At 51.3% G+C, this 11,162-nt stretch carries 9 protein-coding genes; 3 read left to right on the top strand and 6 right to left on the bottom strand.

The features are described from left to right. Window positions 1–513 precede the first annotated feature (513 nt). Window positions 514–1,119, bottom strand: a complete 606-nt coding sequence (locus ACRCZA_RS11845) for a tRNA-uridine aminocarboxypropyltransferase (RefSeq protein WP_438674641.1) — start codon at window positions 1,117–1,119, stop codon at window positions 514–516. Between the two features lie 213 nt (window positions 1,120–1,332). Next, a complete protein-coding gene (locus tag ACRCZA_RS11850) occupies window positions 1,333–2,541 on the bottom strand; it encodes a multidrug effflux MFS transporter (protein WP_438674634.1) in 1,209 nt (402 codons plus the stop codon). A gap of 109 nt (window positions 2,542–2,650) precedes the next feature. On the opposite strand from ACRCZA_RS11850, the gene ACRCZA_RS11855 reads away from it, so the two are divergent. After that, the gene (locus ACRCZA_RS11855) at window positions 2,651–3,613 is read left to right on the top strand and encodes a LysR family transcriptional regulator (RefSeq protein WP_438674635.1); all 963 of its coding nucleotides are present in this window, start codon (window positions 2,651–2,653) and stop codon (window positions 3,611–3,613) included. Between the two features lie 112 nt (window positions 3,614–3,725). Here the strand turns inward: ACRCZA_RS11855 and ACRCZA_RS11860 are convergent, their stop codons facing one another. The 3 genes from ACRCZA_RS11860 to ACRCZA_RS11870 form a co-directional block, all read right to left on the bottom strand. After that, the gene (locus ACRCZA_RS11860; protein WP_438674636.1) at window positions 3,726–5,594 is read right to left on the bottom strand and encodes a methyl-accepting chemotaxis protein; all 1,869 of its coding nucleotides are present in this window, start codon (window positions 5,592–5,594) and stop codon (window positions 3,726–3,728) included. A gap of 354 nt (window positions 5,595–5,948) precedes the next feature. Further along, on the bottom strand, window positions 5,949–7,454 hold the full coding sequence (locus ACRCZA_RS11865; protein ID WP_438674637.1) for a DUF4145 domain-containing protein: 1,506 nt from the start codon (window positions 7,452–7,454) through the stop codon (window positions 5,949–5,951). Window positions 7,455–7,568: 114 nt separating this feature from the next. After that, window positions 7,569–8,276 (bottom strand): hypothetical protein, encoded by a 708-nt coding sequence (locus ACRCZA_RS11870; RefSeq protein WP_438674638.1) that lies wholly within the window; start codon window positions 8,274–8,276, stop codon window positions 7,569–7,571. Window positions 8,277–8,651: 375 nt separating this feature from the next. Here ACRCZA_RS11870 and ACRCZA_RS11875 point away from each other — a divergent pair, with 375 nt between their 5' ends. Continuing rightward, window positions 8,652–9,104, top strand: a complete 453-nt coding sequence (locus ACRCZA_RS11875; protein WP_438674642.1) for a TerB family tellurite resistance protein — start codon at window positions 8,652–8,654, stop codon at window positions 9,102–9,104. A 72-nt stretch (window positions 9,105–9,176) separates the two neighbouring features. Here the strand turns inward: ACRCZA_RS11875 and yjeH are convergent, their stop codons facing one another. After that, window positions 9,177–10,430: an L-methionine/branched-chain amino acid transporter gene (yjeH, locus tag ACRCZA_RS11880; RefSeq protein ID WP_438674639.1), complete on the bottom strand. Its 1,254-nt coding sequence runs from the start codon at window positions 10,428–10,430 to the stop codon at window positions 9,177–9,179. 334 nt (window positions 10,431–10,764) lie between these two features. Between yjeH and ACRCZA_RS11885 the strand changes: the two genes are divergently transcribed. Next, on the top strand, window positions 10,765–11,162 hold a 398-nt coding region (locus tag ACRCZA_RS11885), incomplete at its 3' end, for an Lrp/AsnC family transcriptional regulator (protein WP_438674640.1).

An 11,162-nucleotide genomic window follows, 5' to 3' on the forward strand; every position in this document is an offset into this window, starting at 1 on the left:
TTCGTCCCTCCATTTGATAACACCCTCAGATTAACCCTATCGAGTATACCGCCGCGGCGGCAAACGCGCACGATAAGCCACTGGATCATCATAACGCTCGATGAGCACGTCAGCCAAACGCCATGGCTTAAACTCATCATACAACCTAGACCAAGTGAGCAAGTGAGCAAGTGAGCAAGTGAGCAAGTGAGCTTACATCACTCAACGCTTTTATCGGTACCGAATGAGTCTAGGGGTGGGATAAGGGATTGATGCAACGGCTGAAGGATGACCCGAGTCGCACGGAGAGAACCCCCGTTAAGGGGCCAAATGTTTGGGGCTAGATAGCTCTGCCAGCGCGCCATGACTATGGTATTGCTCCCCTGCAAAGCAATTGGCTGGCAAAGCTATCTCATCATCTGCACTGCAAATGAAGCCACACTATTAAAGCGCGTTTTGCATTAACTTAGCGTGATCTAAACAAAACTTTTACGAATTTTACACGTACAAGATCACATAAATTTGACTTAACATTTAAGGGGTTGGATTACGGTAACGGCTTTGAATACTGGCAGGCATCGCACGAATGCGCATATCGACCATTTCATCAAACGCCGCCATTAAGGGCGTCACATCCAGCCCAGCGTCGAGCGCTTTTAACATATAGGCGCAAGCCTCTAGGGTAGACAAACTGTCCGGGCGACTCGATTTACGGATCTTGTACCTTGAGGCATAGCCTTTGGCTAAATGCACGGCGGGATAATCACTTAACCACGGGTTAAGCTGCAGCATTTTAAACGCTTTGCGCCATGTACCATCGAGTAGTAGCAGCACCACATCGCGCTCTATCGGCTGCTCTTCCACACTCCGGCTTTGCGCCGAAGGGTACACCAGATAAATCGGTTTGCCACATCGCGCTAAAAATTCGCGTAATGGGCCAAAGTCTACGGCGCTTTCCCCAACATATACTTGCACGTCAGGCACGACGAGGCTTAACACTCGCACGCTGTTCTTTTTATGCGTCACCTCGGCAGGATGCTGGAGCACGACCAGCTGCGTCTTTGGCGAAATGGGCTGGATGCTGCCGCACAGGCAAGCATTATGGGGATAACCGCACCCCCGACAATAGTCACGGGACATGCCTAAACCGCCATGGATATCGCTCACTTTACCCCCCAAAAAAATTACGCGGCGACAGGCCCGCGCAGCAAAAGCCACGGCAACTCATTTGGCGAGTGACCTGACTCAAGCCGCTAAGGTCAACTGGGCAACTAAACCCGCTAAAATCGGCCATCTCGAACCAAGAATTCCCCTGCGCGCCCCGATTGGCAACACCGGTGACGAGGCGAAGCATTAGTGTTCGGCGACACATTGCTCTTGGTGCCAATGATCGAAACGACTCATGGCCATCATCAAGAGTAGCCCAACCGCAGCCGAACCCATCACCAAGGCAATCGCATAAGGCGCGGGTAAATCGGTTTGTTGCACCAGCCCGGTAAGGAGCGAAGCGCCACTCATTTGAATAAAGCCAAGCATCGCCGTCGCGGTACCCGCTCGCTCACCAAAGGCTGATAATGCCATACTCGTTGCCGGGCCAAGCAATAGGGCAAAGCCGATACATAACATGATCATCGGCAGCATAAAGGCAAAGGCGGCCGCCATGCCTGCTGTTGGGCCAACTGACTGAACGGCAACGGTCACCACCGCTGAAAACAGTAGCAAAGATAACGCGACCACCACCGTTTGCCGATTACCTAAATGACGGATCACCATAGGCGCAGCAAAACACGCCACAATATTGACTAAGGCATTCAGGCCAAACAGGCCGCTAAATACCAACTCTGACACGCCTAAATGCCCAATGAGCCACACCGGTGAGTAAGACACATAACTTAAAATCGCGGCCATCGCGGACATACACGCAAAGGCATAAAACAAAAAGTGCGTATTGCCCAGCACAGGTTTATATCTGCCCCAGCGATATAATGCCCCAGTGGTAACCGTGTTTGCCGGGCGGGTTTCGGGTAAACGGTAGCCGACAACAATCATCATCAACACGGCATAAAGGGTCATAAACACAAAGGTTGAGCGCCAACCAAACTGCATGGCAAGCAGCCCGCCCAAGGTGGGGGCCAGCGCCGGTATCACGCAAATCGCGCCATTTAAATAACTGTACATTTTTGCGCCTTCCTGCTGCGTGTAACAGTCGCGCACCGCACTAAAGACCACAATCGAGGTCGAACAGGCCGCCAAGCCTTGCAACACACGGGCAATTTGCAACCAATGAAACTCCAGCGCCGCCGCCGCCAATAAACTGCTGGCGCCGTAAAGCACAATGCCAAATAGGGCAACGGGACGACGGCCGTAGCGATCGGCTAATGGGCCAATTAATATCTGCCCTAAGCCCATCGCAAATAAAAATAACACCAGCGTTGACTGCACCTCACTGGCGGATACCGCAAACTCTGTTGCCATGGTAGGCATGGAAGGTAAATAAATATCTATGGCTAAAGGACTTAACAACACCATCAACATCAGAATGGGTAACAAATTGGGCCGCATAATCATCTCAGTTCATTATTTATATCGTGCTAATGCGTTATTTTAAATAACCTAAGGTATGAATAGAAATGGTATGATTTCCAAAGTGAATTTCCTTTGAGGAATATCAATGAATCTTGATAACCTGGCCAGAATCGACCTCAATCTATTGGTGATCTTAAAAGTGCTGCTCGAAGAGCAAAGCGTCACACGGGCGGCAAGTCGACTGCATATAAGCCAGTCAGCAATCAGTAAAAGTCTGAATCGCTTGAGGGAAACCTTGGATGACCCTTTATTTCAGCGCACGGCTCACGGTTTAAAACCCACGGCCCACGCGCTGAATCTTGGCCAAAAACTGCCGAATATTTTGCAGGATTTATATCAACTCACCCAACCGCCCACTTTTAATCCGCTGAGCAGTCATCGGCAGTTTTCTTTTGCCATGGTCGAAAGCGCCTATGAAACCTTAATTCCTTATTTTATTGGCCCATTACTCCATAGCGCGCCCTATATCAAACTCGACTCCTACGTTTGGACCGAAAAATCAATGCAGGATTTGCAACAGGGGCAAATCGATTTTGGTATTGCAGGCAGGGATTTACATCCACTTGCCGATCCGCGCATGCATCGCTTACCCGAAGGCATCGTCTGCCAGACATTATTCACCGACACCCAAGTGTGCCTCGTGCGCGAAAATCATCCCCTTTTGGCCGCGCTGACTTCCGCCCAATGGCAGTTGCCGCTTTATCTTGATATGGCCCATGTGCAGGTGCGCTGTGAGGGTAATGACTGGTGGGCACTCGATTATTTTCTGGCCGACCTTGGCCATAGACGCAAAATCAGCACCACAGTGCCCGACTTTTATGGCGCCGCCAGTGTCTGCGCCCACAGTGATTTAGTCTTTACCTTGCCATCAAGCTTTGCCCGCCATGCATGCCAACTTTATCCCCTCAAACAACTGCCTTTACCCTTCGACTTTTTGCCTATGGCCTATGTGCTATTGTGGCATCAACGTAACAATGAGGATCAGGGCCATAAATGGATTAGAGACACCATTTGCCAAAGTGTCGCTAAGGTATTTGAGGCCAGATAACGACTCTACAACCGCGCTAGAGTGAATAGAAAAACCGCATCGCGGTCAATAAAAGCCATAAAAAAGCCAGATAAAGCAAAGCTTAATCTGGCTTATCTGATTGGCTACGATTTTACAGAATAAAGGTCGCAACCTGAGCATTCAGATCGTTAGCGCGGGACTTTAACGCTTTCGCTTGATCAAGATCCGCGAGCGCCGAGGCCGTGATCTCATCGGTCACATCCTTGATCGCCACAGTATTTTGGGTGATTTCCCCGGTCACTTGAGTTTGCTCCTCTGCGGCAGTGGCAATTTGACCTGCCATATCGGAAATCACATTCACCGCTTGAGTAATTTCTTCCAATGCCTTGGCCGCAGCATTGGCATCTTCCACACTGTGCACGGCCAGATTTTGGCTGCTCTCCATCAAACTAACGGCCCGCGCGGTGGTACGCTGCAGCACATCAATGGTGGCATGAATTTCTTGGGTCGAGTCTTGGGTGCGACGGGACAACACACGCACCTCGTCGGCCACCACGGCAAAGCCACGCCCTTGCTCACCCGCCCGCGCCGCTTCAATCGCCGCATTGAGGGCTAACAAATTGGTTTGCTCTGCAATCCCTTGAATCGTGCCTAAAATACTCGAAATGGATTGAGCGTGACGGCTTAACTCGCCGATGACATCGGTCGCCTCACCGACCTCATTGGCTAAGGAGTTAATCGAATGCTGAGTTTTATGCACCAACTCTTTGCCCTGCAAACTGCTGGCCGCCGATTGCTGCGCGGCGGTGGCGGTATTTTCGGCATTGGCGGCAATTTCATTGGTGGCGCTGGCCATTTCTGTGACTGCCGTCGCCACCATGGAGACTTCTTGCTGCTGGCGCTGTAACTCGCCCACGGTGGCATGCGTCGTTTTAAGGCTATGCTCAGCATCAGCATCTAATTCTACGGCTAATTGGCGAATATGGCTGATCAGCTGATGCTGGCTACCGACAAAACGATTAAAACTATCAGCCAAGGCGCCCACTTCATCCTCGGTATCCACCTCGATGCGTTGGGTTAAATCGCCATTACCATCAGCAATACGATCAAGTGCCTGAGAAACATGGCTTAAAGGCCCAAGTAATACGCTCACCAACCAAGAGATGGCTGCCACGCTCAACACCAACACTAATAGGGAAATACCTAACTTTTCCAACAATATGGATGTCAGCGGCGCTTCTAAGGTCTCCTTATCAATCACCATGATTAACTGCCAATCATAGCCAGGCACCTCAGTTACCCAAATTAACTTATCCTCATTAGTAGCATCAAAGTACAGCGGGGAAAATCCATTTGCCTTGCGACTTTGCGCCGGTAAATCCCCGGTCAATTCATTATCAATCTGAGTGAGTGAACCCATCACCTTGGCGTGATCGCTATACGCGATCACCGTACCATCTTTATGGCTAAGTATTGCAAAGCCTTTTGCAGGTAAAACTAAGCGATTAATATCATCAACAATGTCCTTAATAGACACATCGGCGGCAAATACCCCCTCAGGAGCGGGATTGGCCAGCGTTACAACCAATATGTTTTGGACAACATCCACATAGGGCTTAGTGATGACGCCTTTGCCGTGTCGCTCGGCCTGTTGGTACCAGTCGCGAGTTCGCGGATCATAATTGCGATAATCTGCGGTTAAATCGGTATCCACCATTTCACCTGCGCGACTCCCGAAATAAGCAGATTCAAATTTGCCGGAATGAAGCGCTTGCAACAAACTAGGACGCAAGGGCGTATCGCCATTAACCTTTACAGAACCCACAATACTTTGGCGCACGCCTAACCAATCGCTAATGCGCTCAGCTTGCTGGTCACTCAGTTGTTTGACCTGATCAAAACTCGATTGCAACAACATATCACGCTGAACGCTATAACCTTGCCATGAGAGAAGAGCGATCACCGCAGAGAGGGCCATAACCACAGAAAAAATGATTTTCTGCTTTAGAGACAAAGACATATATTATTCCCTGATAATGGTAATTAACAGCTAATGAGAGTGGCGGCTAGGACAGCCTTATAACCTAACCCTATTATAGACGCATTTATAAGACCTATGGATTCACGATCGCTGCGCATAATCGCGCCGCGGCAACAATTCACTCGATATGGGATTTACTGCACAAAAAAACGCCGGACAACTAAGGGAAAAAACATAATTTGCAACGTAAAATCAACCACTTGACAACCAATCGGCAGCGAATGGCGTGCACGTCAACACGCAGCTATGAACACGTCAACGCGCAGCTATGAAATAGAAACATTGAGCACTGTACAGTGAGAACTGAATACTGAGTTGCTCATCAATACACTGCTAATCTGCGACAGCAGGCATCAGTAGCGCTCTGGCGCGCTCAAGACTTTGAATTTCAGCGGGCACTTGGGTAACCTCAAGCACCTTTTCTATCTGTAACGCCAATGAACGCCAAAGAGGTGCGATAATCTCGGCCTCCTTAGGATTGGCATTGCGGCGCGCCAATTGGAGTAAGGCCGCGGCCCCGACCACATCAATCCGCCCAAGAATACCATCGGCCAAGGCCATGCTCAGTTCAATCATCGCTGGCACACTGTGACCATATTTGATCACCTCACGCAAATAATGCTCCGCCTGAGTTAAATCACTGCCAAAGGCGTTATCGTCATTGAGCATGTGCTGGGCGCGGGTAAACATGGCATCCAACTGTCCTTGCTCAGCCGCCTCGGCCAGCCAATGCTCACTGGCAATGGGATCTCGCTGACACCCCTCACCATTGGCCAGCATCAAGGCTAAATGATACTGGGCATGGGGATAACCAGCCTGAGCAGCTTTACTAATATAATGATAGGCTTGTGTAAAATTTTGTTGTTGATAATGCAGCACCCCAAGGTTTGCCATGGCCTCGGCCTGCTCCCCCTCGGCCGCAAGTTGCAGATAATGTTCGGCTAATGCCAAATCGACAGGCACCGACTCTGCGCCCACTAAGTAGAAATAACCCAGCAACGCCATGGCATTGACTACCCCAGCCTTGGCGGCGGTGGCGATCGCCTGCTCGCCCTTGGCGATTTCAGGCGTACCTTGATAGCCATGGATCTGCGCCACCCCATACTCATAGAGAGCATCCATATTGCGTGGTGCCGCAAGGGAAAACCAATAGGCGGCTCGGGCAAAGGTTTCTGCGGCTTTTTGTGAACGGCTCTCCGAGCTCTCCTTCGAATGGGCTTGCGAGCCCGCCCCTTCGGTCTTGCTCGCAGACAGCCCATGGCCTTCGGCCTCTTCCGCCCAGGAAAGCGCCTGTTCACTGAGCATTAATGCCTTGGTTTTCAGCGAAATACCCACTAAATATTGGGCTGAGGGATCATCTTCCATCACCGCGCGGTAGCAGAGCTCTTTTGCCGTCACGGAAGTACTCGCCTCAAATCGGTAGGTTGGCGCAGCCCGTCCAAGGAACTTGGGATATAAATACTCAATTAACGCCAGCACATCCTTGATCGCCTTTTGGGCCAGAGCAAGTAATTGCTCCTGAGTCAGGTGATACTTTTCAGGATGAGCGCCGCGGTTACCGTCGGCGCGTAGCCGATGCAGCGCCCGGGTGGTTTTCACATCAATGACGCGTTTTTGATTGAGCAACTCAATGCGATCGTACAGATTAGGGCCGGTAAAGACGACGGCTTTATCTTGCCCTAACAACGCGGTCAACCTATGGGTAAAGCTGCGAATATGCAGCAGCGCTTGGGTTGGCACATCCTGCACATAATTTTTGGCATTAAGGTAATCCTCCAAGAGGGTTGCAGAAAAGCCCTGGATAAAGCCTTTATCCGTCATCACTGCCTTTGCCCCCATGATTAAATGACCTCCCGCGAGATGAAATTAGGCCAATGACTTGCCCTTAAGTCAGGTGTGACTGGCACTCACTGGCTATCGAGCCGCAGGTGCCACGCCACCATTGGCATAGCGTTATTCCAAATTAGGCTTTTTCGCGACCATATACAGGCGAAATAGCGCCAAGTTTACAAATAAGCCGATAAAGCTCATTAAGGTGTCGGCCAGCATCTGTAGCGGCAACCCACCTGCCGCGCCTAAAGCCGATAACTGGCTGCCGATCACCGACAAAGGCAAATAGAGCATCAGTAGGGCAATGGTTTTAAGGACAATTGGCCCGCTAAAACGAAAACTCGCCTTAATCGCTTCGAGGGGAGTCAAGCGTTCAACCACCACCATAAAATTCACATAGGCTAGGCGAGCAAACAGGTAAAAACTGATCACCAATCCCACCAGCCACAGGGGGCCAAAGGCGGCAAATAGCATCACCGGTGCCAAAATGGCCAATCCCGAAAACACGCCAGCCAGCAAAAGTGGCGGCACAAAAGGCAAACTCGCCTTTAACACGAGCCCTGGGGCGGGATGATGCCCTTGAGAGCGCAGCTCAAGAAACAAGGTAAGCGCCGCAATTAATAATGAAAATGTAAGTAATAACAGCATCATGGCTAGCATGTGCGGTGCACCAAATTGGGGATTTTCCAGATCCACTTTACTCATCTCAGCGCCAAGCCATAACTGAATACCGACTTGCACGAGCAGGAGCGGCACTGTCAGCATGGCCAGCTGAGCAAGATGATTACGGAAAAAGTTATAGGCTTCGGTCAAAATGGCGGATAGTGACATGCGACTTTCCAAATAATTGAAATAAATTAACAGGGTAAATTGCCGCTAAGGATACCCAAAATCCAGCAGCAATGCACAATAGAAATCAATGCGCTCAACCGAACATCACAGAAAAGCCCCGCAATCTTACGCCAACCCAGCCAATCGCGGCCGATGAAGACCCCCCGCTCACCGCCGCCGAGCTAAGTGAAACCGCAATCCCCATGAGCACCACAAGCATTGCACCCGATAAGATCAAAGGGTTTGACCTAGGGTGCGAATCGCGCCGCTGCAACACGCGTGCTAAGCGGTAACCCTCAGGAAGCGACTCAAGCTGAACTTTATGCTAAAAAGGGACTCTATTGGCTATCGATGCCACACCAGAGTCCCTCATTTATGATTGCAAGCTTAAGGCGATTTATTCAATCCCACACTCAAGCCCTGTCCAGTGAAGAAAAAGCCCGCCAACTCAACCTCGCTGCCGCCAGCATGCTCCTTGAAGTGGTGCTCGCTGACGATACCTTAGCGCCCGAGGAAATCACGCTACTGCCACACCTGCTGACCGACACCCTCGGTATGACGGCGCAGGAGGCGAAAGAATTGCTCGATGAAGCCAAACACATCCAAGGTAATGCGACTTCCCTCTTTGAGTTTACCCAAGCAATTAATGCCGAATTTAGTCTAGCGCAAAAGCAACAGCTACTGCTTGCCATGTGGCAACTGGCCTATGCCGATGGCCAACTATCCCAATATGAAGACCAAATTATCCGCCGCAGCGCAGATCTGCTGTATCTTAAGCACAGTGAGTTGATACAAATGCGCCACCTCGCCCAGCAAATGCGCGCCTAAGGATAATGATCGCCATTTAGCTTACGAGCCTCACGCCGCCATCATGCCAAATCCTCGCGCCGCTTACTTAGGCTAAGCCTCCTGCTGACGGCGGCTCAGATGGCCCTTTTGCCACCAGAGTAAAGGGGCCACCAACGCAATCAATCCAAAGACATAGAGCATGCTCGCGCCAAGGGCGACACCGAGTGCCACACAAAAGCCACAGCCAAAAACCACCAAGGGCAAATTGTGTCGCGGCAACAGTTTCGCTGCGGCGAGCATCGCCATAAAATAGATGACGACAAACACCCCATTGCTCCAAGCGATCAGATGCTCCAGATCTTGGCCGCTGATATAGGTCAGCACAATCACACTCGCCATGACACTCAGCAGCAGCGCCAATGCCCGAATCGGCACTCCGGTGCCATTTCTAACGGCAAAATACCGAGGCAAAATGCCCTCACAGCTAAAGCTCCACAGCAAGCGCGCGGCGCTCAAAGCATACACATTGACCGTCGCAAGGCCGCTAGCAATCCCTAATATACCAATAACTTGGGCGCCGTATCCTCCTAATAACCGATCGAACACCCCCATCATTGCGACTGGGCTATCGGTCGCGACCAGTAGCAGCAATAAAGTGCAGGCCAGATAAATCAGCCCCACTAACACAGTCCCCATCATCATAGCGGGGATCATATCCTGCTCTGGGCGGCGAAAATCATCGGCAAGATGAGTCATGGCTTCGATACCTAAAAAACTCCAAAAGGCGATCCCCGCCGCCAGCATTACCGTCGACATGTCTGGCACTCCCGCCTGCGTAATGGCGCTTAACGCCCCCTGCTGCAAGCCGCTCGCCAGTGACAACATCCCCACCACCGCCACAATGCACAGCGTGAGCGCAAACTGCAGCTTAGCCGACACTTGGATCCCCCGCAGATTGAGCAAAAATAACCCCAAGAGCACCAGGACCTCACACGCCACCATCGCCCAGCCGCCAAGAGGGACCAAAGCATTAACAAATTGGAAGGTCATCAAAATCGCCGCTGGCGCCCCCATAGGCACCACCAGCAAAAAGATAAGGCCAATGGTGCGCCCAGCGGTTCGGCCAAAAGCCTGTTCCACAAAATAAGCCGGCCCCGCCGCGTGGGGAAACACACTGGCAAGCCGCCCAAATACCAGCGCCACAGGAATAATGGCGAAAGTGAGCAATAACCAGGCAACCAGCGCCCCCGAGTTGGCTTTGTCGATCGTCATCTGCGGTAAAATAAATACCCCAGTACCCAGCAAAGTGGTGGCCATCAACCCCGCCCCTTGCCAACGCCCTATTGTTCCGCTATGTGGATTCATCTGTTAATATTCAGTGGTTTTGGAGCTATCAGTATAATGGGCTTTGGCAGCGCAATCTGCCTCCAATCTCAGTGTTATTGGCGCCGCCACCGGCAAAATGCCGGAAAATTGCCACTATTCCGGCAAATTCACGGCGCATAACAACTGAGTAGCCGCAGCGCCTGCGGCGGACAGTGATAGACAATCGAAGTCGCCGCAAGCAGCACGAAACTTAAGCACCCGTGTGGCCTCGAAGTGGCCCGTAAAGATACCGGCAAGTGTGAGTGTAGGAGCCATGTGCTGGCAAACCCCTGGATAAGTCAACCCTGTGCCCGCTGTGCACTAGGAGCCCAAGTTGGATAAATTTGATACCGCGATCATTAACAGCTTACGTCAAGATGCCCGCCAAAGCGTCTCGCGCATTGCCGAGCAAGTGAATCTGTCTCGCAGCGCCGTGGCCGAGCGCATCAAAAAACTGGAACAAACCGGGGTGATCCGTGGCTATCAAGTGCTGCTCAGTGAATCGCAAAAGGAGGGGGTGTCGGCCTACTTTGAGATCCAACATCGCTGCCCCCGCTGCGCCGATGTGGTGCCAGTCTTCCAAGCCATTCCGGAGGTGATCACCTGCCGCGGCATTTCTGGCGAAATGGATTTACTGGTGTATGTCCATGCCCCGTCAATGCGTCGGTTACATGAGATCCGCGAATATATCGATACCCATACCGATATCATCAAAATCAAAACCCATGTGGT

Origin of the sequence: Shewanella sp. (assembly GCF_051658185.1) — a bacterium.
Taxonomy (GTDB): Bacteria; Pseudomonadota; Gammaproteobacteria; order Enterobacterales; family Shewanellaceae; genus Shewanella.